19 protein-coding genes are annotated in these 26,280 nt (G+C 62.7%); 7 read left to right on the forward strand and 12 right to left on the reverse strand.

The window, feature by feature from the left end; all coding sequences use genetic code 11:
• Positions 1 to 95 precede the first annotated feature (95 nt).
• The 5 genes from IRI77_RS22745 (at position 96) to IRI77_RS22765 (ending at position 8,104) form a co-directional block, all read left to right on the forward strand.
• Positions 96 to 2,450, forward strand: coding sequence for a glycoside hydrolase family 20 zincin-like fold domain-containing protein (locus tag IRI77_RS22745; protein WP_228486269.1), 2,355 nt, complete (start codon positions 96 to 98; stop codon positions 2,448 to 2,450).
• Positions 2,451 to 2,458: 8 nt separating this feature from the next.
• Positions 2,459 to 3,826, forward strand: a complete 1,368-nt coding sequence (locus tag IRI77_RS22750) for an APC family permease (RefSeq protein ID WP_194447305.1) — start codon at positions 2,459 to 2,461, stop codon at positions 3,824 to 3,826.
• Positions 3,823 to 5,091 (forward strand): M20/M25/M40 family metallo-hydrolase, encoded by a 1,269-nt coding sequence (locus IRI77_RS22755; RefSeq protein ID WP_194447306.1) that lies wholly within the window; start codon positions 3,823 to 3,825, stop codon positions 5,089 to 5,091. Before IRI77_RS22750 ends, IRI77_RS22755 begins: the two co-directional genes overlap by 4 nt.
• Positions 5,091 to 7,076 carry a hypothetical protein gene (locus tag IRI77_RS22760; RefSeq protein ID WP_194447307.1) on the forward strand — a complete coding sequence of 662 codons (1,986 nt, stop codon included), beginning with the start codon at positions 5,091 to 5,093 and terminating at the stop codon, positions 7,074 to 7,076. The genes IRI77_RS22755 and IRI77_RS22760 overlap by 1 nt, the downstream gene beginning before the upstream one ends.
• 95 nt (positions 7,077 to 7,171) lie before the next feature.
• Positions 7,172 to 8,104: an aldo/keto reductase gene (locus IRI77_RS22765; RefSeq protein WP_194447308.1), complete on the forward strand. Its 933-nt coding sequence runs from the start codon at positions 7,172 to 7,174 to the stop codon at positions 8,102 to 8,104.
• A gap of 93 nt (positions 8,105 to 8,197) precedes the next feature.
• Here the strand turns inward: IRI77_RS22765 and IRI77_RS22770 are convergent, their stop codons facing one another.
• From IRI77_RS22770 to IRI77_RS22780, 3 genes are all read right to left on the reverse strand, one after another.
• The gene (locus IRI77_RS22770) at positions 8,198 to 11,191 is read right to left on the reverse strand and encodes a TonB-dependent receptor (RefSeq protein ID WP_194447309.1); all 2,994 of its coding nucleotides are present in this window, start codon (positions 11,189 to 11,191) and stop codon (positions 8,198 to 8,200) included.
• 442 nt (positions 11,192 to 11,633) lie between these two features.
• The gene (locus IRI77_RS22775; protein WP_194447310.1) at positions 11,634 to 12,347 is read right to left on the reverse strand and encodes a YoaK family protein; all 714 of its coding nucleotides are present in this window, start codon (positions 12,345 to 12,347) and stop codon (positions 11,634 to 11,636) included.
• Between the two features lie 72 nt (positions 12,348 to 12,419).
• The gene (locus IRI77_RS22780; RefSeq protein WP_194447311.1) at positions 12,420 to 12,944 is read right to left on the reverse strand and encodes a Dps family protein; all 525 of its coding nucleotides are present in this window, start codon (positions 12,942 to 12,944) and stop codon (positions 12,420 to 12,422) included.
• 333 nt (positions 12,945 to 13,277) lie between these two features.
• Here IRI77_RS22780 and IRI77_RS22785 point away from each other — a divergent pair, with 333 nt between their 5' ends.
• Both IRI77_RS22785 and IRI77_RS22790 read left to right on the forward strand, forming a co-directional pair.
• On the forward strand, positions 13,278 to 13,571 hold the full coding sequence (locus IRI77_RS22785; RefSeq protein WP_194447312.1) for a PilZ domain-containing protein: 294 nt from the start codon (positions 13,278 to 13,280) through the stop codon (positions 13,569 to 13,571).
• 87 nt (positions 13,572 to 13,658) lie between these two features.
• Positions 13,659 to 15,110 (forward strand): nitronate monooxygenase, encoded by a 1,452-nt coding sequence (locus IRI77_RS22790; protein ID WP_228486270.1) that lies wholly within the window; start codon positions 13,659 to 13,661, stop codon positions 15,108 to 15,110.
• A 1-nt stretch (position 15,111) separates the two neighbouring features.
• Here IRI77_RS22790 and IRI77_RS22795 read toward each other — a convergent pair whose 3' ends face one another.
• From IRI77_RS22795 to IRI77_RS38150, 9 genes are all read right to left on the reverse strand, one after another.
• A complete protein-coding gene (locus IRI77_RS22795) occupies positions 15,112 to 15,864 on the reverse strand; it encodes a response regulator transcription factor (protein WP_194447313.1) in 753 nt (250 codons plus the stop codon).
• Positions 15,861 to 16,787 (reverse strand): sensor histidine kinase, encoded by a 927-nt coding sequence (locus tag IRI77_RS22800; RefSeq protein ID WP_228486271.1) that lies wholly within the window; start codon positions 16,785 to 16,787, stop codon positions 15,861 to 15,863. The genes IRI77_RS22795 and IRI77_RS22800 overlap by 4 nt, the downstream gene beginning before the upstream one ends.
• A gap of 81 nt (positions 16,788 to 16,868) precedes the next feature.
• The gene (locus tag IRI77_RS22805; protein ID WP_194447314.1) at positions 16,869 to 17,723 is read right to left on the reverse strand and encodes an acyl-CoA desaturase; all 855 of its coding nucleotides are present in this window, start codon (positions 17,721 to 17,723) and stop codon (positions 16,869 to 16,871) included.
• Positions 17,724 to 17,838: 115 nt separating this feature from the next.
• Positions 17,839 to 18,648 (reverse strand): chemotaxis protein CheW, encoded by an 810-nt coding sequence (locus tag IRI77_RS22810; protein ID WP_228486848.1) that lies wholly within the window; start codon positions 18,646 to 18,648, stop codon positions 17,839 to 17,841.
• A complete protein-coding gene (locus IRI77_RS22815; RefSeq protein ID WP_194447316.1) occupies positions 18,648 to 21,335 on the reverse strand; it encodes a hybrid sensor histidine kinase/response regulator in 2,688 nt (895 codons plus the stop codon). Before IRI77_RS22815 ends, IRI77_RS22810 begins: the two co-directional genes overlap by 1 nt.
• Before the next feature lie 32 nt (positions 21,336 to 21,367).
• Positions 21,368 to 23,551 (reverse strand): methyl-accepting chemotaxis protein, encoded by a 2,184-nt coding sequence (locus tag IRI77_RS22820; RefSeq protein ID WP_194447317.1) that lies wholly within the window; start codon positions 23,549 to 23,551, stop codon positions 21,368 to 21,370.
• A 72-nt stretch (positions 23,552 to 23,623) separates the two neighbouring features.
• Positions 23,624 to 24,739 (reverse strand): chemotaxis protein CheW, encoded by a 1,116-nt coding sequence (locus IRI77_RS22825; RefSeq protein WP_194447318.1) that lies wholly within the window; start codon positions 24,737 to 24,739, stop codon positions 23,624 to 23,626.
• 21 nt (positions 24,740 to 24,760) lie between these two features.
• Complete coding sequence (locus IRI77_RS22830) at positions 24,761 to 25,123, reverse strand: response regulator transcription factor (RefSeq protein ID WP_194447319.1); 363 nt, start codon at positions 25,121 to 25,123, stop codon at positions 24,761 to 24,763.
• A 28-nt stretch (positions 25,124 to 25,151) separates the two neighbouring features.
• The gene (locus IRI77_RS38150) at positions 25,152 to 26,240 is read right to left on the reverse strand and encodes a response regulator (RefSeq protein ID WP_228486272.1); all 1,089 of its coding nucleotides are present in this window, start codon (positions 26,238 to 26,240) and stop codon (positions 25,152 to 25,154) included.
• Positions 26,241 to 26,280: the final 40 nt, after the last annotated feature.

Raw genomic sequence — 26,280 nt, forward strand, 5'->3', positions numbered from 1 at the left:
AGCACTTCTTGAGCGCTGCAACCGACACCAAACAAAAGCAAATAGGCACTATACGATAGAATTTGCTTTCGCCAACAGGGTTCAATGCGAAACATATGAGTAGAATACGATACATCGGCCAAAGAGCAATTCCGGGCGGGTCGAGACCCCGTCATCTGGCGGCCGTGCCGCTGCTGGCGATCCTGCTGGCGTCCGCCTGTGGAGCGCAATCCCTTTCGACGCTGGCCGCACGTGGCTACCATGTGCTGCCATTGCCCCAACAGATCCAGCTCGATCCGTCGGATGTCCGATTCGGGCCTTCGTTTTCGATCCAGAATGAAGCCGGAAGCGGCGGATCGGGAGCGGTGGCCAGCCTTCAGGAACACATGGCCGAGCGGTTCGGCCTGAAGCCCGCCCCGTCCGGCGGGACGGCGATCCGGCTCGAACTGCGTTCCGGCTCAGTCGCGGCGGGCCGGACCGAGGATTCCGACACCGCGGCGATCGCCGAACAGGCGTATTCGCTGCAGACCAGCCCGACGGGCGTGGTCCTGCGAGCGAATGCCCCGGCCGGACTGTTCTACGCCGTGCAGACCCTCGTTCAGTTGCTCCAGTGGCGGAACGGTTCGCTTTGGCTGCCTTCGGGCCGGATCACCGATTGGCCCGACCTGAACAGGCGTCACATCTACTGGGACGATGCCCACCACCTGGAGCGGCTGTCCGAACTGAAGCGCGCCGTGCGCCAGGCGGCGTTCTTCAAAATCAATGGCTTTGCGCTCAAGCTGGAGGGCCACTTCCAGTTCGCCTCAGCGCCGGCCGTCGTCGAACCGTACGCGATGACTCCGGCCGAGTACCAGGAGCTGACCGATTACGCCCTGCGTCACGAGGTCCAACTGATCCCGTTTCTGGACGGACCCGCGCACCTCGCCTTTCTGCTGAAGCACCCGGAGTATGCCGCGTTCCGCTCGTTCCCTGACAGCAACTATGAGATCTGCGCGGTGAACCCAGGGGCGGTGAAGCTGCTCTCGGGCATGTTCCAGGACCTGATCAACGCCAACCGGGGCGGCCGGTATGTGTACCTCTCGACCGATGAACCTTACTACATCGGACTGGCGGACAGTCCTCAATGCCAGGAGAAGGCCGCGGCGGCCAAGGCCGGGAGCGTGGGCAAGCTGTTGGCGGACTTCATCGGCCGGGTGGCCGATCCGATCCACGCGCAGGGCCGCACGGTGATCTTCTGGGGTGAGTATCCACTCAAGCCCGAGGATATTGGTTCGCTGCCCAGCCACCTGGTGAATGGCGAAGTCTACGGTCCGCGGTATGATCCGGTGTTCCGGCAGCGGGGCATTCGCCAGATGCTCTACACGTCCACGCAGGGCGAAGAGCGGCTGTTCCCGAATTACTTCACCCTGCCGAATGCCCGGCTGCTCCACCCCGCGGCGCAGCAGAGCGAACGCGTGAGTGAAGGATTTCGCGAGATTTCGACCCAGCCCGCCCGCGGCCAGGCCCAACTCGTCGGATCGAATGTGGCCGGGTGGGCCGACGCGGGGCTGCATCCGGAGACCTTCTGGCTTGGCTATGCCGCCATCTCGGCCGCCGCCTGGCATCCCGGAACACCCACGGCGCAGGAATCGATGACTGCTTTCTACCGGAACTTCTACGGCGATGGTGGACGGAACATGAGCCGGGTTTACCAGCTGTTGAGCCAGCAGGCGCGGTTCTATGCCGACAGTTGGGAGTGGGGTCCCTCGACGAGGAAACCGCTGTTCGGGGATTCCGACGAGATCTTCCATCCACGCCAACCGGTAAAGGACCAAACGCTGAATCTCCCGCCCGCCCCTGCGGCGAACCTGGACATCGACCTGGCGGATTGGAACAAGGCCCACGCCCGCCGCCTGGAGCTCGCCGCCGGCTTCCTGAGTGAGAACGATGAGTTGCTGGCGCTGTTGCACGAGAACGCCGCCACAGTCGCTTTCAACCGCTACAATCTCGAAGTCTCCATTTCAGTCGCAAGCCTGTGCCGGGAGAATCTGGAGATGCTGGCCGACCTGGGCCGGATCTCCTCACAGCTCGAAAGCGCGCGCGACGCGGCCCGGAGTCAGAAGGCCCGCGAGGCGGTCGAGGCACTGGACCGAGTTCTGCGCCTGGCGCGAGGAATCCAACAGCGGCGCAACACCACGCTGCGGGATGCCGTGGCTACCTGGCAGAAGAGCTGGTATTCGCGGACTGCCGCCGCCAATGGGCGGACCTATCTGCATGAATTGGACGACGTGAAGGACCACGTACCGGACCGCACCGTCGACATGCGCTACCTGATCCAGCGTGAGCTCGACTTGCCTTTCGGCGCCTGGGTCGAATCCATCCGTACGGCGCGCAACGCCTACGCCACCGCCCACTCTTTACCCGTCGATTCGAGCGTCTTCGACTGGGCCGCGCTGAATAGCGATCCCGGTCAGAAAGCGAAGCCGGAGTAGGAACCGCCATGTCACAAGCGAATGCGCCGCCTCACGAGTTGAAGCGGATTCTCACCCGCCGCGACTTGATTCTCTACGGGCTGGTGCTGCTCGGCCCCACGGCTGCCTACCCGGTCTATGGGATCGTCCAGCAAACTTCGCACGGCCACGCCGTTCTGGCTTATCTGGTGGCGATGACGGCGATGCTGTTCACCGCCGCCAGCTATGGCAAGATGTCCAGCGCCTATCCATCCGCTGGCTCCACGTATACGTACACAAACCGGGCACTCAACACCCAGGTCGGATTCCTGGCCGGATGGGCCATGCTGCTGGACTACTTCCTCATCCCTTTGCTGAGCGTGGTGTATGCGGCACTTACGGCCAATCGAACGGTGCCGCAGGTGCCCTACGCAGCCTGGGCCATCCTGTTCACGGTCGCCATCACGCTGATCAACGTGCGGGGCCTGCGGGTCACGGCGCGAGCGGGCAACGTGATGATGGCGTTGATGTGCGCCTGCGCGGTGTTGTTTGTGTTTCTGGCGGCCTGGCATACGATCAGCCAGCATGGCTGGGCTGGCCTAGTTCAATTCCGCAACGTTTACAATCCAGCCGAATTCGCCGTGAAGCCCCTGGTGCTGGGGGCGGCCATTGCGAGCCTATCGTATATCGGATTTGATGCCATCTCCGCGCTGGCCGAGGATACGATTCGTCCCGAGCGGGACATCTCCATCGCCACCATCCTGGTCTGCGTCGTCCAGACGCTGCTCTGCGTCCTCACCGTCTACATGGCCGCCCTGGTCTGGCCGGATTTCCAGAGCTACAAAGATCCGGAAACCGTCATCCTGGACATCGGCGCCCTGGCGGGCGGCCCGTGGATGCTGGGCTTCATGACCTTCATCCTGCTGGTCGCGGCACTGGCGAGCGCCCTCACCGGACAGGCTGGAGCCTCCCGGCTGCTGCTGGGCATGGGCCGTGACGGCGTGATCTCGCCGCGCATCTTCGCCCACATCGATCCGCGGTACTCCACTCCTGTGCGCGGCATCTACTTCATGGGCGCGGTATCGTTGCTGGGCTCGCTGGTGCTCCGCTTTCAACTGGTCGTCGAACTGCTCAACTTCGGCGCCTTCGCGGGCTTCATCCTGGTGAACCTCAGTGTCATCCGCCATTTCTATCTGCGGCAGCACCAACGTGCGGGGCTCGCCGTCCTCGGGAGCCTCGTGTTCCCATTGCTCGGCGCAGGTTTCTGCACCTACATCTGGCTGAACCTCAGCGCCAAGGCGCAATTGGCCGGCTTCGGCTGGCTTGGCTGCGGACTCATCTATCTGGCCATCCTGACGCGGGGGTTCCGACTCACTCCGCGGTCCATGGATAGTCTCGCCGCCGGTGATTTGTCATGACCCCAGCACTTGAACAGCAACTCATCAGCTATGTCAGCCGGAACCGCGAAGCTTTGATTGGAATCCTCGCTGACCTGGTTCGCTGCCCCTCGGAGAACACGCCGCCGACCGGCAATGAGGGCAACTGCCAGCAGTACCTGTTCGACGCCCTGCAACAGGGCGGCTATCAACCGGAGCTTTACGCGATTGACGAAGTTCCGGGTCTGCACGCTCACCCCATCTACCATGCCGGGCGCGATTACAACGGGCGGCCTAATCTCGTCGCGCGCCGCCAGGGCGTGGGGGGTGGAAGGTCGCTCATCCTCTCGGGCCACATCGACACCGTGCCCCGCGGCACGCAGAACTGGACCGCGGACCCCTTTTCAGGACACGTAGCCGGGAATCGACTGTATGGGCGCGGCTCCAATGATATGAAGGCTGGAATCGCCTCGAACCTGTTCGTCGCGCAGGCGCTGAGCGATCTCGGCATCCAACTTCAAGGCGACCTCTGCATTGAATCCGTGGTGGACGAGGAGTTCGGAGGGGTCAACGGTACATTGGCCGCACGGGTCGCGGGGATCACCGCCGACGCCGCGGTGATCAGCGAACCGTCGTCGTTGCGGGTCTGCGCGGCGCAACGAGGCGGACGGACGGCTCATATTACCTTTCATCCTCCAGGCGATGTGATCGAGCAGGTGACGCACTTCCTTGTGGCTCTCCGTGAGTTCGCAGCGATCCGGCGCACCGCCAGCATTCATCCGCTGTATGCCGACTGCCAGGATGCTGTGCCTGTCTCGGTCACAAAGATCTTCACCAGTCCGTGGGGCACCGGCGAGCCGATTGGAGTGCCGCAGGAATGCAGGCTGGAACTCTTCTGGCAATTGATGCCGGGCGAAGAGCAGGCCGCCGTGGAGAGCCAGTTCGAGGCCTGGTTTGAGGACGTGCTTTCCTCTGCCTACAACCTCTACCGGCGCCGGCCGACGCTGGAGTATCCCATCCGCTGGCTGCCGGGCTCCGCCATCAGCGCGGAGGAGCCGGCGGTCCGCGAATTGCGGTCCTCCGCGGCGAAGGTGCTACCCGCGCCGCCGCCCGTGACAGGGATCGAAGGCCCCTGCGATCTTTACGTCTTCCACGAGTTCGGCATTCCGGCTGTACTCTGGGGCGCCTGCGGGACAAATGGGCACGGTCCGGACGAATCGGTCGATCTCGACTCGGTGGTAACCGCTACGCAGGCCTTGCTGCTCTTTGTCTGCCAGTGGTGCGGTGTGCAGGAGGAAAGCCAGTAATGCGTGCTGTTTTGGTCCTCCTGTTGTGCTCACTCGCTTTGCAGGCGCAGATCTACTCTCCTCGCGTCCTGCTCAAGGGTCAGCCCGATCCATCTGACCTCACCCGCTTCGCCAACGGGATCTGTGCCCGCGCCAAGGCGGTCACGCCGCGTGCCCGTGCCGAGGCGATCTGGCGTTATTTCCTCACCGACGGGCGTTTCGTGGCCCCTGGCGCGTGGTATCACATCGCAGGGTGGGCCTACGAGGAGCCGATGGGTGAGCTGCTGGATCCCTTGAAGCTCATCAATAACTATGGCTTCGGGCTCTGTTACCAACTGGCGCCGGTGCTGGCCGCCACCTGGAAAGCCGCTGGGCTGGAAGATGCCCGAGTCTGGTTCCTCACCGGCCACACCGTGGCCGAGGTCTTCTACGACGGCGCCTATCATTACTACGATTCGGACATGCTCGGCTACACCACCATCGGCCGCGGTGCGCCCGCCAAATCCGTAGTCGCCTCGGTCCGCCAGTTGGAATCCGATCCCGGCATCCTGCTTTCGAAGCTCAAGAGCCCTACGGAAGTGGATTCCAGCCTCGTTGACCAGCCGTGGTACCCCGCGGATTTGCGGGCAGGCGCCATCGACGGCCTGGCTGATCTATTCTCTACGAGCGCGGACAATTCGCTCTTTGCTTTCGAGCGTGCACCGGCGGGCTACCGCCCGGACTTCGTGCTCCGCCCCAATGAACGAATCATCCGCTACTTTCATCCCGAACGTCCAGGGCTCTACTACCTGCCCTACCGCTTCGACGGCGAGACCTGGACGGAATTCCCACGGGAAGTCGCGCAATATGGAATTCGGACCAGCGATGGTCCACGCTCGCAGAAAGACGAACGAACCTGGGGGACAGGCCGCCTGGAGTACCAGCCACTTCTGCGGAAGGCGCCATCCCAGACGATCCCGGTGCAAAGCCCGTTCGTCATCATCGACGGAGAGTTTCAGCTTGACGTCGCACTTTCTACGGAATCCGCGCTCGTCGAGTTGGAGACATCCGTGGATGCGGGCCGGACGTGGTCGCCCGCTGGAACTCGCCATGGTCCTTTTACTGGGTCCTGGACAACCGAACCAGCCGTCGTGCAGAAGTCCGCGCACGGCCGCCGTACCGCGATCAGCGGCCACTACGGCTACCTCGTCCGCCTGAAGTCGACCGGTGGGGCCGAGGTCCGGTCGATGCTGCTGCTGACCCGCTTCCAGCACAACCCCCGGAACCTCCCGGCGCTTGCTCCGGGGCCGAACCAGCTCGTCTTTGAATCCTCCGCACCGCGTGCTCGTACCTCCCTGCCGCTTGAGATACGGAAAGTGCACGAAACCGCGGTCAGCCACTCCGGCGTCAGTTTCGTTGCCGAAAAGGGCCAGGGCTACTGGGTGCCTGCTGGAGCGGGTCCCGCCGAGTTCGTCTTTCGACTCACTTCACCGGATGGCGCGGGCCTCTCCGGCTTCAACTCTGGCGGGCGCTTTCTCGACCTGAGCCGTTCGCTGGCGCCAGACAAGTTCACGGCCGAGGTGCGCTCCGTCGCCGCCTTGGATTCGAAAGGCGCGGAAGCGTCCATCGCCTGGAGCCGTTCCCCCGGCGGGCCATTTCAAACGATCTGGAGTTACGATCCGAACCTGAACTGGAAGGATGGCGCCCCTGTCGACCGCACTCTCCGCTGGCCCGAGGTCGACCGGCATGTGAACGCTGCCGGTTCGCGGGAGGTCTTCGTGCGGTTCCGTTTCGCGGGACTGGCCCTGGATGATATCCGGCTCAGCCTGGAAACCACGCCGCCGGCCGGCTCGTGCCCCCTCAGGATCACCCATCTCTGGAAAGAGGATCGGATCGACAAATCGACAGTAAGAACCATTGCCGCCGGAGTCACGCGATCTGACTACATCGTCGAGGCAGCCTCCGGAGCGAAAGTGGAGAACGAGGCGGTGATCCTCGAGTGCGTACCAGGCAGGCCACAACAATGACCACGCTGACAGCGTAGAGCGAGTGGCGCGGGCAACTCGAACGAACGATCCCAGGGGAGTTCCGGGCTCTACAATGGAGCAAGGAGAACTGCCACATGGATCGTCGCGAGTTTCTTGGGACCGCGGTCGCCGGTACTTCCACGGCCGCGTATGGTGCGGGCACCGCTCTCCCCCGCCGCCAGTACAAACCGGGCATCGACCTTTCCATCATCGCGTTTGGCGGAATCGTCGTCTGCCATCTGGAGCAGGAGGAAGCCAACAGGCGCGTGGCGCAGGCCTTTGACCGCGGTGTGAACTACTTTGACTGTGCTCCGTCGTACTTTGACGGAGAGGCGGAAATCAAGTTGGGCGAGGCCCTTCAGCCCTACCGAAACAAGGTGTTCCTGGCCGAAAAGACTACCCGGCGTGATGCAAAAGGTGCGCGGCAGGAGTTGGAACAAACCCTCAAGCGGTTTCACACCGACCACGTGGACCTGTACCAGTTCCACGCTGTGGGCTCCATGGAAGATGTCGACCAAATCCTCGCGCCCGGCGGCGCGGCTGAAACCTTTGTAGCCGCCCGGAAAGAAGGGAAGGTCCGGCACCTCGGCTTTTCGGCCCACCACGCTCCGGCGGCCATTCGCTTAATGGATGCGCTGGAATTGGACAGCGTGCTGTTCCCGGTGAACGTCAATGCCTGGGAAAACGGCGGCTTCGGGCCGCAGATCCTCGCCAAGGCGAAGTCGAAGGGTATGGCAAGGATGGCGCTGAAGGCACTGGCCTTCGGGATGTGGCCTAAGAGCCTGAAGGAGGGCGACCGTAAATACCCGAAGTGCTGGTATCAGCCGATTGACGACCGGGAGATGGCCCGGCAGGCGCTGCGATTCACGCTGAACCAGGAAATCACCGCCGCAGTACCGCCCGGAGATGAACGTATCTTCGATCTGGCTGTGGACCTGGCATCGGCGCCCCTGCCAACGCTGACTGGCGCGGAACTGGCGGAGCTGAAGTCCAAAGTTGCGACGCTCGACCCCGTGTTTCACGTCTGAGCTTCGTAGCGTTGAGATTCGCCGGTCAAAGACACGGGCGGCCCTCGTTTGAGAGCCGCCCTTTTTCTCTGTGCTCGTGAATCAGCAACCCGGCTAGAAGTTCAGGCGGAATGACACCTGAAGGCTTCTGGCATTCGATCCGGTGATGTAGCCGCGAGTGGCATTGCCTGTACCCGCGCTGGCGATTGGCGTGAAGATGCCGTTGGTGACCGTGTAGGCGGCTGTGTTCACATTGGTGTTGAATTGCGTATTGAGCAGGTTGTACGCCTCGAAGACCAGGCGTCCCGTGAATCTCTCGGTAAAGGGAAGCGGACGAGCGAGCCGGGCGTTTACGCTGTATTCGTTATCCCCGCGCAGGCTGTTCACCGGCAGGAACGGGACGCGAGACCATCCGCCCGCACCCGTCAACGAATTCGCGAAGGCGGAAGGAACGCCGGAGAACTGCTGCCCCAACACGATAGCCATTGCCGTAGCCGGCAGCGGCGATGCGAGAGTCGTCACGGAGGAGAGTTCCCAGCCATTTAGGAGGAAGCGGGCAGCCGCTGATTCGCTCTTGATGACTCTGGGTTGCCAGGTCCAATCGATGACGGCCCGGTGGCGCTGATCGTTCGCGGAGTTCCCCTGGTCGGCGCGGAAATCGTTCGCGGAGCTACCTACGGGCAGACCGCCGACGACCAGCGGACTACCTACGTCGTCAATAGCATGCGCCCACGTGTACGAGATATGCGCGGTGAAGCCATGGGTCATCTTCTTGCTGAGCTCGGCGACCATGGCGTTGTACCAGGAGGAGCCGCCATTCGTGACTTCGTAAACGTGCGCCCGCGTGGTATCCAGGCGATACCGGTAGAAGTAGGGCGAGTACGTGCCGCTCTTGCTGCCATCCTCGTCGAGGATCGTGTAGGTGACCTTCTTCGTCGTTGTGGCGATGTTCACTTCCTCCGCGGTGCGCAGCTTCAACCCGCGGCTGCCAACGTAGCCCAGATTCATCGTGAAGCCGCCGCCCAGCGCTTTCTCCAACGAAAGAGTGGCCTGCCGGGTATAGGGATTGCTCGGCTTTCCGGATTCGTACATGAGGTTGCCGGTACCACTCGGCGCCGTCCTCGCCGTCAGGCTGTTGGGGAAGTAGGGCGAACCGGATTGAGTCGGATAAGCCAGAATGCTGGGTTGATAGGCGCCGTTGCCGGTGAAGAGCGCGTCGAGCAGTTCACCGCTCTGCATCGAATGATAGAGCCCAAAACTGGCGCGGATCACGGTGCGTTCGTTGGCCTTCAAGGCGAAGCCGATGCGGGGATCGGCGTTGTAGGAAGGTGACTTGATCTGGCGCGTCTGGTAGTAGCTCGCATCCCAGGCGGTCGGCTTCGGGATGAACTGCTTGCTGTAGCGAAGTCCGCCGGTGATCTGGAGGTTCGGAGTGACCTTCCAGATGTCCTGGGCGTACATACCAAACTCGGAACTGGGCAACCTTCTGAGGGACAGGCCGCGTGACTGCGTGAACTCGGTGTAGTTCTTCCCTGCGCCGCTCGCCAGATCCTGGGCGAAGGACGTCAGCGAGTTGTAGTAGTAGGTGCCCTTCGCATTCGGCAGCGTGTCGATCCAGTCGCGAGTCCGGGTCACATCCGCGCCGAACATGATGGTGTGGGCGCCGACGCTCACGCGGAAATTGTCGATGAACTGATAGCGGCGCTCGCGCATGATCCCGCTATCCTGATTGCTGGCACCGATGGAACTGCCCAGGAGATTGATGCCGATGCCACCGGTTGAAAGCGATGAGGCGGTTGGGAGAGTGGCCACGCGATCCTGGAACACGCCGAGCCGCATCTCATTCGTGGAGCTGGCTGTGGGCGCACTGATCCACTCGAGCCTGGCGTACTGGGTATCCTGTTTCGCGGTGCCGTTGTCCAGCAAGCCTCCGTTCGAGCTGACAGCCTGGCTCTGCAGACCGAGCGGTGACCGGGCCTGCGTGGCGAAAACGGAGAGGTTGAACGTATTGCGGTCGCTACGCCGGTAGTCGAGTCTCGCGAGTCCGGAAATGTTGCGTTCCGCTCGCGGCACGAGAACATTCATCTGGTTCTGAATGAAGCGGGCGGCGGACGCGCACTGGACAGCGGTGGCGGTGCAACTCGAGGAGTCCACTGACAAGCCGGTGCTGTCGGTGAGGAGCGGGTTTGTGATTCGGTTCAGGCGTTGGCCGTGACCGTCGGCAATCTCCAGGTTGGTGAAATAGAACAGCTTGGTGCGCGGCACGTTGCCACCCAGGTTAAAGCCGAATTGATTCCGTTTTCCGAAGAGTTGGTTGCCTAGCGCGTAGCGGTCAGTGGCATTCAGGCTGTTGTTGCTGAAGTACTCATACAGCCCGCCGTGCAGTTGGCTGCTGCCACTCCGAGTCACCACATTGACGGCCCCGCCTTTCCCATGTCCGAACTCGACAGGAGCGTCCGCGGCGAGAACTTCAATGCCTTGAACAGCATCCTGGGAGACAGGTCCGGTGGCCACCGAGCGCCGCGCGGAATAGCTGTTTGACGTGAGTATGCCGTCCGTGAAATATGCGTTCCCGGCGGAATCGCCGCGAATGGCCAGTGCGTTCTGTGCCAGATCGAAGGTCGTGACCGGAGACAGAAGGACAAGACTGTCCCAGCGGCGTTGCTGCGTAGGCAGCAACTGCAGTTGACGCTGGCTCAACGCCACGCCGACGGGCAGAACTGAGCCATCCAGCTGTACATCCGCGGGAGCATCGGCACTGGCAGCGGTCGAGTCCTGGGGCCGCATGGAGATATCAAAGGAGGATTGCTTCCCGGCCAGTACTTCAAACTCCTTACCGTCCCAATCCAGATAGCGTTCATGGGTAGCGCGCAGCCGGTAACCGGTAGCTGGAGGGAGGCCCGTGATCTCAAAGACACCGTCGTCCGTGCTGAGAAAAGTGCGGGTCACGCCCATGGCTGGATTCTCGAGGCTCAATTCGGCTCCTGGCATGCCGACACCCTGCTGATCCACGACCCGTCCGCGAACCACACCAGAGCCCACAACTGACTGGGCCCAGGCTCCGGCGGAGTACAGACACACGAATAGCATTAGAAAAATTTGCTTCATAAACATAACCTCGGAATTGACCTGGTCAACGTATAGAAGTACGCCGGAAACATACGGTTTCGTGGTCAAACGGCTATTTACAGTACTTTACATCCGCTTAGCAAATGCAGAAGACGATGTAAAATTCGTGCACGCAGCTCGAGCGGATCGTCGGCGCTGCGCAGTGAATCCGTGGATCTCAGCAGTTGCTCGACCAGGCCCGGGATGGGCTCAATCGCAGGCCCTGTGTGGTGCCACAGCAGGTGCGAGCATTCGCCACACCGTCATTTTTAACATTTTTTACCAGACTTAAATTGACTTTCGCTGGAGACAGCTGCCAATGGCCGGAGATTTCTATCTCCGGATAAGGCTGCGCCATTCCGGTCCGATTTTGTCGAACCCTACGGGCAAATCAGTATTTCCTGTATTTGCGCATAGAGAATGCGTCGCTTGAACCAACGCGCTAATCTGTGGGGGAGCCGGCGGAGAACAGGGCGGCGGAGATGAGCGCGACCGCGCCCGAAACGGCCAGGGGCACTGACAGGCCAAACTGGAGCAGCAGGGCGCCTGCCGCTGCACCCGCAAACATGAGGCCCACCGAGGTCAATCGCCGGGACAAGCGGGGATCGACGCCGCCGGCCAGCGACGAATCAGCGGCGATGCCGGTCAGGGTCAGAGTGAGCACGGTCGTGGTCAGGTCGGGGACAGCCAACCGGCGCACTGTCGCGTTTCGCAGGCCCATGGCCAGTGCTGTGAGGGATATGACGGCGTAGAGACTGCTGGGGGGCTGCCCGGAGGAGATGTCGAACCCGATCGCCACGAGCACCGCCGCGAAGAGGAGTCCTGCTTCCGTCAGTGCCGCGGTAACGAGCCATTGTGAAGTGGGATGCGTAGCCATGGCTTTCCCAAGCCGGCCGCCGCCAACGCCTCCAACCAGAAACATACCCAGGGAGAGGATAGAACGGATAATAGAGAGTCCAGGACTGCCTGCGACAGCGAACCCAAGGAACACGATGTTGCCCGTCATGTTCGCGGTGAAGACGTGGCCCAGGCCCAGGAAGCTGACTGCATCGATGAGGCCCGTGCTGAACGTGAGCAGCAGCAGCCCGGCGTGCAGCGGCAGTGCGCTTTCCTGTGCAGGTGATTTCGAGAGTTGGGGGACTACCGGAGGATTCATGCAATGCCTGGATCGGCGAGCCAAGTGCCAGGGCGGCCAATCCACCCGGTGACAGCAGGCGATGCCACGGGCTCAGCAGTCACTGGCGGTCTCCGCAAGGAACCATGCACGGCGTTCGGCTTCATCCACCCAAACCTCAATGAGGCTTGCCGTGGCCACATCGTTATGCCGGTCGCAGATTTCGTGCGCGGCCCGCAATTCCGAAGTGAACTTGCGGTTGTCGGTACACAGCTCGGCGAGCATATCCAAGGGCGCAACCACGTCCGCGTTGTTGTCACGAATGTGTTGGAGCCGGGCAACCTCGCTGATGGAGCGAATTGTCCTACCGCCGATCTTCCGGGCCCGCTCAGCGATATCGTCCGTGATGGCGAAGATCTGGCCGGCCTGCTCGTCCAGCAGCAGATGATAGTCGCGGAAGTGCCGCCCGCTCATGTGCCAGTGGAAGTTCTTGGTCTTCAGGTAGAGCGCAAAGGAATCGGCCAGGAGGCCCCGCAGTGCCGAGGAGATTTCGTCAACGGCCTCGGCACTAAACCCAGCAGCCCCTGGGAAGGCTGCGCTGGACTGCTCCTTGGTAGAAACCACGCCTTGTGTCTTCATGAGTTTGGAGATCCTGGAAATTGAACTAACCCTGGCGCGGACGCGCGCCGCGAAGAGGCGGATTCATTGCCAAAAGCAGTTATGCCTTCGGAGGAATACTTCACGTGCGGCGTCCACCCGCAATGAGGCAAGCTCCAGGGAGCTGGAAGCTGCCTTCACTATCCCCATTGTGCAGTGGTAGATGCACTGCTGATACCCCCGATGGGGTGTAGCCGATACTGCTGCCAAAGTCGAATGCGCCCAAGTAGTACCTGACGTCACGTAGTACCATTCGTGTCCTTTCGTGTCGCGCCACATCTTGTTTGTTTGCAGCAGATAGGGTCTCCTTGAGTTATGGCGTATGAACATGACCGCCGGACCTCGGCACGCCACACCGAGGATTGCAGCATTTACTTTTTCGGCGAAGGCTCCCAGGGCACCTGGCAACTGCGTGGCGTGGTGTCCGACGTTTCCGGCGAGGGCTTGGGATTCCGGTCGCAACACAAGTGGGATGTCGGAACCATCCTTTGGTGCGCGGTCCCCTCCAAGGCGATCTACTCCAGGGCTATGGTCTGCCATTGCACCGGGCGGCCCTGGGACCGCAAGACAGGCGTCCGTTTTCTCGCCGGCCCCCTTGCACGCGACTAGGCGAAAACAGGCTTTTCAGTCTTTTGGACCTGTTATTACAAAACTCTGACAATTCAGCCGTTGCGCGTATAGGATGATGCTCTATAGATGGGCAACTCTTCCAGTTTTACCCTCCCCAAGATCATCCAGGGTGGGATGGGTGTCGGTGTTTCGAATTGGCGGCTCGCCCGCACGGTCTCCAGCCTGGGCCAGTTAGGCGTCGTCTCCGGGACGGCCTTGGACCGGGTTCTGATCCGGCGGCTGCAGGACGGCGATCCGGGCGGCCATATGCGCCAGGCCTTGGACGCCTTCCCCTTTCCCGAGATCGCCGAGTCGATCCTGGCGAAGTACTACATCGAGGGTGGCAAAGACGAGAAGACTGCCTACCGGAATGCCCCGCTGCACGACAAGGTCATGCCCCGTGAGGTGGCTGAACTCTGTGTTGCTTCCAACTTCGTGGAGATCTTCCTGGCCAAGGTCGGCCACTCTAACCCAGTCGGCATCAACTACTTGGAGAAGATTCAACCACCCCATCTGGCCTCCATCTACGGAGCCATGCTGGCTGGCGTCGACTACGTCCTGATGGGCGCCGGGATCCCGATGAAGATCCCGGGTGTGCTCGACCGCTTCGTGAACCACGAAACAGCCACCTATCCTCTTTACGTAGCCGGAGCCCAGCCCGGCGACGACACCACCATGGTGTTCGACCCGCGTGGATTCCGCGAACACACCCTGCCCCCGCTGAAGCGGCCCATGTTCCTGGCCATTATCGCGTCCAACACCCTGGCCGTCACCCTCGTCAAGAAGGCCAATGGCAAAGTGGACGGGTTCGTCATCGAAGGCCCCACAGCCGGCGGCCACAATGCCCCTCCACGCGGAAAACTCCTTCTGAATGAGAAGAATGAGCCGGTCTACGGCGAGCGCGACAAGGTCGACCTGCCCAAGATGTGCGAACTCGGCCTGCCGTTCTGGCTGGCCGGCGGCTACGGCTCCCCTGAGATGCTGGCCGAAGCGCTGGACTCCGGCGCCGCCGGGGTGCAGATCGGCACGGCATTTGCTTATTCCGACGAGTCCGGGCTGCGCGATGACTATAAGCAGCAAGTTTTGAACCTGGTCCGCCTCGGCGAGGCGACCGTATTTACCGACCGCCTGGCCTCCCCCACCGGCTTCCCGTTCAAAGTGGTGCAAACCGCGGGGACTGTGTCCGACGCCACCGTCTACGACGCCCGGCCCCGGATCTGCGACTTGGGCTACCTGCGCGAGGCCTACCGTACGCAGGCAGGGGAAATCGATTTCCGCTGCGCATCCGAGCCCGTCTCCATCTTCGTGTCTAAGGGCGGCGACATCGCCGAGACCGTGGGCCGCAAGTGCGTCTGCAACGCCCTGATGGCCACCGTGGGCCAGCCGCAGATCCGCAATGGCAAATACCTCGAGGCCGGCGTCATCACCAGCGGCGATGATCTTCCTGAAATTAAACGCTTTATGCGTGAAGATGGCAGCCGTTACCACGCCTCGGACGTCGTCACGCTGATGCTCAGCAAAGTTCAGGAACTGGTCTAGATTACTTGGAAGCGGGGGGATCGGCCACAAACCGGTACCCCACCCCGCGCACCGTCAACAGGTGCTGCGGCCGCGTGGGCACGTCCTCAATATAGCGGCGCAACCGGACGATGAAGTTGTCGATCGCGCGCGTGTCCGTATCCTCGCGCAGACCCCATACCTCTTCCAGCATGGTCTTGCGTGACACCGGAGCCCCTTCGTGCTGGATCAGATGCCGCAGCAGATTCGCTTCCATCAGCGTCAGTGGGAACGCCTCGCCGCGTACTACCAGTTCCAGCCGATCGAAGTTAACTGACTTGTCTCCAAAGGTATAGGTATCCTTCGGCTCTGGCTGCACGGCCGCCGCGCTCGAAAGCGACGATTGCAGCCATTCCCGCCGCCGCAGCAGTCCCCGCAGCCGCGCGATCAGGATCCCCAAATCGAACGGTTTCGTCAGGTAGTCGTCGGCACCGGCCGAAAACCCGCGCAACACGTCATCGGGATGGCCCCGGGCCGTCAGCATCAGGGTAGGGATAAACTGTCCGCTTTGACGGAGTTCCGAGATCACGGTGAACCCGTCCTTGCCTGGCAGCATCACGTCGAGCACGACTACATCGAAAGCCAGTGACTGTGGCGAAGGGACTTCCGGAACCAGCAGGGCCAGCGCGGCCTCGCCATTGTCGACGACCTCCACCTGGTAGCCTTCCGCCTCCAGATTGAAGCGCAGCCCCTCGGCCAGGTGCTGCTCGTCCTCGACAACAAGAATACGGCTCATAATGCGATGGGAAGTTGGAGTACAAACGTGCTGCCGCGGCCCGGCCCCTCACTCTCGGCCCAGACCCGGCCGCCGTGCCGCTTGGCTACGGAACGCACAATAAACAGACCCAGACCGGTACCTTTCACCCGCGCAGCCACCGGGCCCGGCACCCGGTAGAACCGCTTGAAGATCGACTTCAGCTCCGACTTGGCGATGCCCGGGCCGTGGTCGATCACGCGAACCACCGCGAACTTCTGGTCCGACCGCGTCGTTTCCACCGTAACATCGACCTCTTTGCCGGAGTACTTCACCGCGTTGTCGATCAGGTTCGAGATGGCGGCCCGCACCTCCTCCGGATCGCCCAGCACCTGCAGGGGGGAACTCGGGATGTGTTTCAACGACTCGACCGGCACCCGGTGCACGGTTCGCGCGCGATTCAGGCACTCGGTGACCATGGCGTCCAAGTCGATAGGCAATACAGTTAACCGCTTGCCGGAAGCACCGATGCGGCCGGCCCGCAGCACCTGCTCCACCGTGCTGAGCAACCGGTCGCTGTCTTCCAGCATGATGCGGTAGAACTCGTGGCGCTTCGCCTCGTCCACCTGCCGGGTCTGTAAAGTCTCCAGATACAGCCTGATAGAGGCGACAGGAGTCTTCAGCTCATGGGTGACGGCGTTGATGAACGCGTCGTGCTGCTCGTTCCGCCGGATCTCGCGCACCAGGAAGATCGTGTTCAGCACTACGCCGCTGATAATCAGCGCCAGCAGGACGACTCCCAGCGCCAGCAATAGACCAGTGCGCCAACTGAGCAGCACCCAGCCGACGTAGAGCAAAACCGTAACGGCAATCAGGCCGACGCCCAGCGCGATGAAGAAGGCGATCGACTTGCGGCGTCCGGCGACAACCATACCTCTAGGGTATGCCAGAGCGAAGGAGGTCATGAGGATGATTCAGGGGAAATGGAATCGCCCCGCTGCCAGCCGTCTCAGCCGGGCAGCGGGGCGATGGGGAAGTGCAGGAAACTAAGCGGCTTCGCGGTCAGCGACAGCGGAAGAGATGGACGCGACACGGATCGCCTTGGCGATGCCCAGCGCCTTCAGAAGCTTGATCTGGATCCAGGACGGATCGAACTCATACCAGGCCAAGCCGTGACGGGCGGAAGTGGGATGGGCGTGGTGGTTGTTGTGCCAACCTTCGCCGAAGGTCATCAACGCGACCCACCAGTTGTTGCGGGAGTCGTCGCGGGTATTGAAGCGGCGCGCGCCCCACATGTGGGTGGCGGAGTTCACCAGCCAGGTGGCATGCAGGCCCACGACAACGCGCAGGCAAATGCCCCACAGCATCAGCGGCAGACCGCCGACGGCCAGCAGGATCAGGCCCAGCGCCACCATCGGAATCCAATGCCAGTTGTTCAGCCAGAGATAGAACTTGTGCTTCGCCAGATCCGGAGCGTACTTCGCCATCATCTTTGTATTGTTGTGGTTGGCTTCACCAAAGATGATCCAGCCGACATGCGACCACCAGGCGCCGTCGCGGGGCGAATGCGGGTCACCGGGCTGGTCGGACTTCTGATGATGGATGCGGTGCGTGGCCACCCAGAAAATGGGGCCGCCCTCCAGGGTCAGCGCGCCGCAAACCGCGAAGAAGTACTCCAGGAACAACGGCACCTTATACGACCGGTGCGTGTGGAGGCGATGATAACCCATGCTGATGCCAAGGCCGATCGCCAGGTAGTAGAGACCAGCGGCAACCAACAGGTTCCGCCAGCTAAACATAAACAGGGCTGCTACAGCCCCAATGTGGAACAGCACCAGCACGACGATGGTGATCCAGTTCATACGTCGGCGGTTGGTCAGAGTGACAAGGTCAGCAGTCATGGGTTTGTTCAGGAAGGGATAGCCCAGTGAGGAATCTCTGATCCCAAGTTAACAGGGGTCTGTCTTTAGTTCTGTAAGAGTTGTGTAATAGCGATGCGCCGAAGTATTACAAAAACTAAAGGAGCGCATCGATATCCGGGATCACGAGCAGGCGGCTCGTCCAGCGAAACACTCCACGGATGGCCTCGGTCTTCAACCCCGCGTCCTCGGGGTGGATCGCTATGGCATGAGCAGGATTCACGCGCTGAAGCGCCGCCGACGCCATGAACGCGATGGGCTCGTGGCGGCTCGTCCCGCGCACCACCACCAAGCGCTCCTCGGGCGCGCCCAACAGCGGCTCCAGTCCGAAGCAGCGGGCCAGGTCCACCAACTGCGCCGTCTGGCCGCGCCAGGCCAGGATGCCCCGCAGCCAGCCACCCTCCACCTGCAGCGGGATCCACGGCAGCGGTTCCGACACGTCCAGCACCTGTTCCAGCGGAATCCCGACCACCACTTCGGGCCGCGCCGTGTTCGAACGTGCCAGCCGCAGGCTGGTAATCAGGATCTGCGGCTCTTCCACAGCGGGCGCTGCCCTTCCGGCCGAAGGGCGCGTAATGACCGCCGGCTGGATCCGGATGGGATCCACTGCGGCCAGAAACGCCGTCTTGACCAGCGGCACCGATACTCCGTCAATCTCAACCACGCCGAGCAGCCCTTGCCCCGCCCGGCCCAGGCGCTCCGGCGGCTGGCAGATGGAGGCCCGCTCGATCTCGGTTACGCCCCCTACCCGGTCCACCGCAATGCGCTCACCCGTCGCCCGATCAACCAGCAGCGTGCGGTACAGAGCCGACCGGTCTCGCTCAATGGAGGCGATCTCCTCCACCCCGACCGCGAACGACTGGCCGTGCCGGTCGCACATCAGCACCTGCAGCACCTGTTCCGGCATCACGCTACCCTCGTCGTGTTCGACCCGGTTTCCGCGCTGTTCCTCAGGATGGAAAGCAACATCTCTTCCTGGTAAGGCTTCACCAGATAGTGGGTCGCGCCCAGCGACAGTGCTTTCGAGCGGTGCTTCTCACCGGCGCGCGACGTCAGCATCACGATGGGTGTTTTGCGGTAGTCGGCCTGCGACCGCAGTGTGGCCGTCAACTCGAAGCCGTCCATACGCGGCATTTCGATATCCATCAGGATCACGTCCGGTTTGTGGTCGATGTGCTGCAGCATCTCCAGCGCCTCCAGGCCGTCCTTGGCCTGCAGCGGGGTCCAGCCATTGTTCTTGACCAAGTTCGCGACCACACGCCGCACGCTCAGCGAATCGTCGACAATCATGACGTTCAGCGGCCGGCGCTGCACCGCCACGGCTCGAGCCGCTCCGGCGCGTACCTTCTGGCTCTGTTGGTAGCCTGGCGACAACGCCACCGGATTCAGGATCAGCACCACATTCCCGTCGCCCGTCAGGGTGGCTCCGCCAATGCTCGCCGAGCGCCGCATGATGCCGGCCAGCGGCTTCACCATCACCTCACGGGCACCCGAGATGTGATCGACCGCCAGGGCGAACTCTTCGTTGCCCGACCTCAGCACCAATAAGGGCTGCCTGGGAGAAGGCCCAGACTTGGCCCGCGGCAGATTCAGCGCCTCGGACAGATACAACAGCGGCAGCAGGCTGGACCCCAGCCGCACCACCGGTTTATGGCTGACATACTCCAATTGAGACGCTTCCAGCCGCGCTACCTGCGAGATGGCAGCCAGCGGCAGCGCATACGTCTCCTGCTGGTCTTCCACGAACAGAACCTTCGTGATCGCCAGGGTCGTGGGCATGCGCACCGTAAAGGTGGCGCCCGAGCCCACGGGCGATTCCAGCGCAACACTGCCCTTCAGGGCTTCCACGGCGCTCTTGACAACATCGAGTCCCACACCGCGGCCGGAGATTTCACTCACGGTCGCCGAGGTACTGAAGCCAGGCTCGAAGATCAGCGAGAAGAGTTGCTGCCGCGTGGCCTGCGCCGCTTCACTTTCCGTCAGGAAACCGTGGCTCGCCGCGGTTTCGCGGATCTTTTCCGGATCCACGCCCGCCCCGTCATCACTGAGGCGGATGACCACCTCGGTGCCTTCCTGCGTCGCCCGCAACCGTACGCGGCCCTGCTCCGGCTTCCCAGCCGCCCGCCGCACCTCCGGCAGTTCGATGCCGTGATCGACAGCATTCCGCAGCAGGTGATCCAGCGGAGCAGCCAACTGCTCCACGACGCTCTTATCGAGCTCGGCCGTCATACCCTCTACTTCCAACTCCGCCAGCTTTCCGCTCTTCTGGGAGGCCACACGGACCGTGCGGTGCAGCCGGTTGGCCAGCAGGTTCAGCGGCACCATGCGCAGCCGCACCAGCTTGTCCTGCACTTCGCTCGTCAGCCGCCCCTGCATACTGACATAGCTGTCGAACGAACCGATCAACTGCTTCAATTGCGACGTGGCCGTGGCCAGGTCGCTCGTCGTCTCAGTCAACTCCCTGGACAGCAGGTGGAGTTGCGTGTAGCGGTCAAACTCCAGCGCATCAAATTCAGGGGCGGAATCACCCTTCGCCGTCGGCGAAGCCAGGCGGTTGCCGGAAGGCAGTTCAAGGTGTTCCGAATCAAACTGGGCGGTCAACCTGCGGATGCGCTGCAGGCTGAGATTGAGCTCTTCCACTTCCCGCGCGTACGATGCCAGGTGGCGCTCAAAGCCCGAGCGGTTTACGAACAGTTCGCCCACCAGGCGGACGAGATCGTCCAGCCGCTCCAGCGGCGCACGCACCATGCGGCTGGAGTCCGCGGTCTCGGCTTCCGGAATCGCCACCGGCGCCGCATCTAGCGGCAGCCCGGCAGCCGGCTCCATTTCGATCTGGCCAGGCTCCTCGAGATCCGCCACGGCCAGATCGTACACCTGCAGCAACTCACGGATCTGGTGCGACAACGGGCCCACCCGCCCCTTCTGCCTCACCAGGTCGCTCAGCGTGTCGTACGTCGCCACCAGCAGTTCGTGCCGGTCCGGCGAGTACTCCAACCGGCCCTCGTACAGCAGGTCGAGCAGGTCCTCCATGCGGTGCGCGAGGCGGCTGAACGTCTCCAGGCCCACCATGGCCGCCGCACCCTTGATGGTGTGAATGGACCGGCGGATTTCGCGCAGCACCGGACCGCGGTCCGCCGCCCTCGAACTCAATTCACGGAACTGGATCCCGGTGCTCTGCAGATGCTCATCGGCTTCCTCGATGAATCCTGATAACAGGTCAGCGGGAATGCGGTCAAAGCGTGGCTCCGGCAGCTCCACCGGAGCTTCCGGTTCGGGGATGTCCGCCAGAAGCTGGGTCATGCGCAGCACGCCCTCGGCCATCGGCTCCAGCACGGCCGGATCGAGCGGCTGCTCGTCCAGCACCACTGGATCCAGCAGGGTCTCTACTACGCGAGCGGCTTCGCCCAATTCGCTCATGCCGATGACGCGGCTGGCTCCGCTCACGCAGTGAGACAGCCGGTGTAGTTCCTCGGCGGACTTCTGATCGCCGGGAATGGCCCGCAGCGCCGCCAGACAGCGGTTCATGCCGGGCAGGTAGCTGCGCGCTTCTTCCAGAAAGCCGCGCAGCACCTCGGGATCGAGCGCATTGCTCATAGCTCGCTCCTTGTCGCTTCCGCCTCCACCGCCTAAGCGGCGAGAGGAGTCCTGGTCTCACTCGCCGGCAGTTTGAAGCGGCTGACCGAGCGGTTGAGCTCCTCGGCCAGCGCCGCCAGTTGACGAATCGAAGAGGCAGCCTGCTTCGCGCCATCGGCCGTCTGCTGCGTTACGTCGGAGATCCCCGTCACGTTCCGAGCCACCGACTCCGACCCCACGGCCTGCTGCTGGGCAGCCTGCGAGATCTGCGACACCAGGTCCGCAATGTGCTTGGACACCGACTCGATCTGCGACAGGCGCTGACCAGCCTCGTTGGCCAGCTGCGATCCGCCTACCACTTCGCGTGTCGTCTCTTCCATGGCCGAGATGGCCTCAGTCATGTCGCCCTGCACCGACTTGATCAGCGCGCCGATGCGCTTCGTCGCTTCCGTCGCGCGTTCCGCCAGCCGTTCCACTTCGTCCGCAACCACCGCGAAGCCCTTGCCTGCTTCGCCGGCCATGGCCGCCTGGATCGAAGCGTTCAAGGCCAGGATGCTGGTGCGATCCGCAATATCGCCGATCAGCTCGACGATCTCGCCGATCTCCTGCGAGCTCTCGCCCAGCCGCTTGATGCGTTTGGACGTTTCCTGCACCTGGCCGCGGATCGCGTTCATCCCCTCGATCGTCTTGCGCACCGAGTTTGCGCCCTGCTGCGCGCTGCCCAGCGCTTCCTGGGCAACCACCGCCGCGCTCGAAGCCGTCTTCGACACCTGCTGGATGCTGCCCGCCATCTGCTCAATGGCCGACGACGCCTGGATGATCTGCACCGACTGCTCTTCACTACCGCGCGCCAGCACTTCGGCCGTCGTCTGCACCTGGTTGGCCGAGTTGTTCACCGCGAAGGTCGTCTTCTGCACCGTGGAAATGATGGTGCGCAGCTCGGCCATCATGTAGTTGAACGAATCCGCAATGGCGCCCGTGATGTCGGCCGTCACCTCGGCTTCCTTCCGCAGGTCGCCTTCGGCCACGCCGCTCACCTCGTCCAGCAGCCGCGAAATACTGTGCTGAATCTGGTCACGCTCTTCGCGGGACTGCATCAGGCTCAGGGTATTGTCCAGCGTGCTGTTCAGGCCTACGGCGATCGAGCCCAGTTCGTCGCTCGACAGCACGTCGGCGCGCGCCCGGAAATTGCCGGCATCGATCTGCTTCAGCAGGCCCATAATGCTGCTCACCTGGCCGGTGATGCCGCGCTGGATGCGCAGGGTCGCGAACGCCGCCAGCAGCAGGATGCAGATGACAAAGCCAAGCTGAACCCACTTCTGGTTGTTCAGCTCCGCGATGCGCGCCTCCACCAGGCCCGCGATCGCAGAACTGCTGGCGTCCCAGACCGCGAAGTACGCCGCCACGGCCTTCGAGCCGTCTTCGTAATAGGTCTTCGCACTCACCGAGGGAGTGCCTTCAATGAACTGGAACCGCGTCAGCTTCGAGTAGTAGCCCGCCGTTTCACGCGCCGCGCGCACCTTCGGCTCCAGCAGCTCCCGCATGGCTTTGTCCTTCGACATCGCCATGTCCGCGTTATGTTCCACCACAGCGCTGGTGTTCTCGATCTGGCGCGAAAGGAAGATCATCTGCGCCGTATCCTCCGCTGACAGACGCCCCTTGCTGGTGCTGCCGGCGCCCTGGGCGCGCAACTCCTCCAAGGCCTCGGCCGTCTGCACTACCTGGACCAGCAGGTTGTCGGCAAGGTAGAACGACTCGACATCCGGATCCATCGTCAGGCCGCTGGTGTCGCCGATCTGGCGGATCAGCGTCAGGGTGCTCTGGATGGCCGCCGTGTGCAGCGAGAACGCATCCTTGGGAGCCATGGTGAGCACCCGCTCCTTCAGGATGTTCCAGGTGGCGGTGATCTGATCCCACTGCTTGCCGTACTCCTTCTGCTTGCCCGTATCGGCCGCGATCTCCTGCATATCGCTGGCCACGTTGCCCTGCAGCCTGACCAGATCGTTCTGCACCGAAAGGTCGCCGTTGAGGTAGACATTTGTCAGGGCGCGGTGCTGCGCCAAGTGTTCCAGCAGCCGCCTGGCCGGCTGGAGCGATTCGAGTCCGGCGATTTCGGCGCGCGACTTCGCAATCTGCTCATTGCGGCTGGTGATGAACAGGAACATCAATACGACGATGGGCGTGGCGCCCAGCAGGGCCAGGACCATCAGCTTCTGCGAAATCTTCAGATTCTTCATGGCGACCGAACTCTCCTTACCTCTCCAAACCGTTGAACTCCCGCTCCGGCAGACGGCCGGAGCCGATCGTGATCAATAGGCCGCCGGCTGTTCTCGCAGCTCTGACGCGGCAAAGACCCTGTCCAGATCCAAGACACTCAGCAGCCGCCCCTTGTGCGACCCGATCCCCTCCAGGAACGGAGTCGTGCGGCCGTCCAGCCAATGCGGAGTGCGATGCAGCTCTTCCCTCGCCAGCATCGCGACACCCTGCAACGCATCCACCACCAGCGCCACCGGCGAATCGTCCGGCGAGGGCCGCACCACCAGGATGCGGGCATCGTGCGGCCGGCCCGTGCTCTCCAGCTCCAGCAGCATCGCCAGGTCGACCAGCGGCAGTACGGAGCCGCGCAGGTTCGCCACGCCCATGACGAAGGCCGGCAACCCGGGCACCGCCGTCACCTTCGGCAGGCGTTCCGTCTCCATCACACGCGTCAGCGGGACGGCGTAGCTCTCCCCAGCCAGTTGGAAGGCCAGGAACCGTTCTGTTACGCGGCCCGCGCCTGCCGGCGGCTCGGGCAGCCTCGGCCGTACACTCTCCGCAAGCTCGCGCTTCATCGTTCCCAGAAGCAGCCGTAGCGTGCCGTCGTCGCTTTCCGGCTCCGGCGCTGTCACCGTGGGCAGGCTCACCTCGGCCGCCGCTTCTGCCGGTTCAGGCATTTCAACGGCCGACAGCCCGGCCCGGTGCACGGCCGGCAGCACGGGACGAAGGTCCGCCAGGAAACTCACTTCCTCCGCTGCGTGCTTCCTGCCCAGCGGCTGCGGCTCGGTCACCTGGCTGTCGGCCACGTGCCCGGCCGGCAGCGCAGTACCGGGCTCCTCATCAGGCAGCACAATCGATAGCGACTCCAGATCGACGAAAGCCTCTGCCAGGGGTTCCGCTACCGTTGTTTCGGATTGGGCAGTGGGCGCCTGTACGGTTGCTTCCGTGTCGTCCAGCAGCAGCCGGTCCATCAGCGCCGAAACGGAGACCGGTTCATCCTCCACCGGCTCGTACGGCCGGTCAGGTGCAGCTTCCAGTTCAGCCGAGTCCACATCCTGCCAGTTGCCCAACAGCTCCGCCAGCAACCCGTCCATGGGCAGATCACCGCCCTCGACCGGGGTCCTGTCGTCGAATCCAAGAAAGAGATCGTCGCGTTCGGAGCCGCTCATGGTGCGTACCTCGCCGGAGAATTAGAGCGCTCGCTCTACCGCGGCCAGCAGGTCGGCCGCCTCAAACGGCTTCGTGACGTAACCGTCGGCGCCCTGCTTCAGGCCCCAGTAGCGGTCGGAGTCCTGCGACTTGCTGCTGACCATGATGATCTTGATCGCCTTGGTATCGCCCGCCGCCTTCAGTTGCCGGCACACCTGATACCCATTCTTTTTAGGCAGCACAACATCCAACAGGATCACGTCGGGGTGATAGGCCTGCGCGTGATGCAGCGCCTCTTCCCCATCGGCCGCGGTGAGGATTTCGTACCCTCGCCCCTCAATCGCCGATTGCATCAGTTTCAGATGAGCTGGACTGTCGTCCACCACAAGAATGGTTCTTGCCATAATCCTTCCCTCGCTTGAGCTGCGGCCCTTACGACCGCGGCTTCAGATGTTTTTCCACTGCCTTGACGAGCGCCTCTTCCTGAAACGGTTTCGTCAGGTAGTCGGTCGCCCCGGCCAGTTTTCCCTTCACCTTGTCGAAAAACCCGTCCTTGCCCGAGAGCATGACCACCGGAATCGGCTTGGTATACGAGTTCTGCTTGATCGTCTTGCAGACCTGGTAGCCATCCATGCGCGGCATCGTAATGTCCAGCAGGATCAGGTCGGGGCGCTGCTCATCCAACTTCGCCAGCGCCTGCATTCCATCCATTGCGGTGAGCACCCGGTAGCCGTAGCGCTCCAGCGTCACCGACACAATCTTGCGGACAGTGGTGCTGTCGTCCACGGCCAAAATCAGGCGGCGGTTGCGGAGCTTTTCCAGCGCCTGCTTCACGATGGTTTCGTCCGGCTTCAGCTTGCTGGCCTTCTCCAGATGCGGCAGCGCTTCGGCGGAATGGTTGAGATTGAGATAGGCCCGTGCCAGGTTCAGGTGGCCCTCAAAGGTGGGATGACTGCGCATCTCCCGCAACAGCCGCTGGATCGCTTCGCTGAGGGTGTTCTCATCCACGTCCCGGCTGGCCGCCAGGTCGTCGAGGCTCTCCAGCGTCAACAGCGCGCCGCAGCGCTGGCAGCGTTCGATCGGATGGGTCGAGTCGGCGCTACAAAGGGGGCATTGCCAGACCTGGGGAGCCGGAACCGGGAAGGGAGCGGGCGGCTTTGCAGCCACGGGCTTGAACGACGGCATTTCGCCCGCGACGGAGGCGGCGGCTTGCCGCTTCTGGCCCAATGCCGCCTCGGCCCGCTGCTGGCGCAGGGCGGCCTCGCGCAGCCGCTGCAGCGCCAGCGCGTTCAGCGCATGATGGTTGTTGGGATTGATGTCGAGGACCTTGACCAGGCTCCGGTGCGCTTCGTCCGGCGTCTCCGCCAGCGCGGCATTCCACAACCACGCCTCTTCGTTCTGCGGATCGCTGTCCACCAGTTCGCGGAACAACCGGCGCGCCATGCTCTTATGGCCCAGTTTTGCCGCAGCGACGGCTTCCCGCAGTCGCACGTGCTTATTCGCTAGTTCCGCTTCCGCCATGTTTCTTCCAGACCAATCTCAACGCTGAGCAGACCTGTGG

This window comes from Paludibaculum fermentans (genome assembly GCF_015277775.1).
GTDB classification, from domain to species: domain Bacteria; phylum Acidobacteriota; class Terriglobia; order Bryobacterales; family Bryobacteraceae; genus Paludibaculum; species Paludibaculum fermentans.

Coding starts and splice junctions, on each gene's coding strand:
- IRI77_RS22745 (WP_228486269.1), top strand. CDS start 96: ATGAGTAGAATACGATACATCGGCCAAAGAGCAATTCCGGGCGGGTCG.
- IRI77_RS22750 (WP_194447305.1), top strand. CDS start 2,459: ATGTCACAAGCGAATGCGCCGCCTCACGAGTTGAAGCGGATTCTCACC.
- IRI77_RS22755 (WP_194447306.1), top strand. CDS start 3,823: ATGACCCCAGCACTTGAACAGCAACTCATCAGCTATGTCAGCCGGAAC.
- IRI77_RS22760 (WP_194447307.1), top strand. CDS start 5,091: ATGCGTGCTGTTTTGGTCCTCCTGTTGTGCTCACTCGCTTTGCAGGCG.
- IRI77_RS22765 (WP_194447308.1), top strand. CDS start 7,172: ATGGATCGTCGCGAGTTTCTTGGGACCGCGGTCGCCGGTACTTCCACG.
- IRI77_RS22770 (WP_194447309.1), bottom strand. CDS start 11,191: ATGAAGCAAATTTTTCTAATGCTATTCGTGTGTCTGTACTCCGCCGGA.
- IRI77_RS22775 (WP_194447310.1), bottom strand. CDS start 12,347: ATGAATCCTCCGGTAGTCCCCCAACTCTCGAAATCACCTGCACAGGAA.
- IRI77_RS22780 (WP_194447311.1), bottom strand. CDS start 12,944: ATGAAGACACAAGGCGTGGTTTCTACCAAGGAGCAGTCCAGCGCAGCC.
- IRI77_RS22785 (WP_194447312.1), top strand. CDS start 13,278: ATGGCGTATGAACATGACCGCCGGACCTCGGCACGCCACACCGAGGAT.
- IRI77_RS22790 (WP_228486270.1), top strand. CDS start 13,659: ATGGGCAACTCTTCCAGTTTTACCCTCCCCAAGATCATCCAGGGTGGG.
- IRI77_RS22795 (WP_194447313.1), bottom strand. CDS start 15,864: ATGAGCCGTATTCTTGTTGTCGAGGACGAGCAGCACCTGGCCGAGGGG.
- IRI77_RS22800 (WP_228486271.1), bottom strand. CDS start 16,787: ATGACCTCCTTCGCTCTGGCATACCCTAGAGGTATGGTTGTCGCCGGA.
- IRI77_RS22805 (WP_194447314.1), bottom strand. CDS start 17,723: ATGACTGCTGACCTTGTCACTCTGACCAACCGCCGACGTATGAACTGG.
- IRI77_RS22810 (WP_228486848.1), bottom strand. CDS start 18,648: ATGCCGGAACAGGTGCTGCAGGTGCTGATGTGCGACCGGCACGGCCAG.
- IRI77_RS22815 (WP_194447316.1), bottom strand. CDS start 21,335: ATGAGCAATGCGCTCGATCCCGAGGTGCTGCGCGGCTTTCTGGAAGAA.
- IRI77_RS22820 (WP_194447317.1), bottom strand. CDS start 23,551: ATGAAGAATCTGAAGATTTCGCAGAAGCTGATGGTCCTGGCCCTGCTG.
- IRI77_RS22825 (WP_194447318.1), bottom strand. CDS start 24,739: ATGAGCGGCTCCGAACGCGACGATCTCTTTCTTGGATTCGACGACAGG.
- IRI77_RS22830 (WP_194447319.1), bottom strand. CDS start 25,123: ATGGCAAGAACCATTCTTGTGGTGGACGACAGTCCAGCTCATCTGAAA.
- IRI77_RS38150 (WP_228486272.1), bottom strand. CDS start 26,240: ATGGCGGAAGCGGAACTAGCGAATAAGCACGTGCGACTGCGGGAAGCC.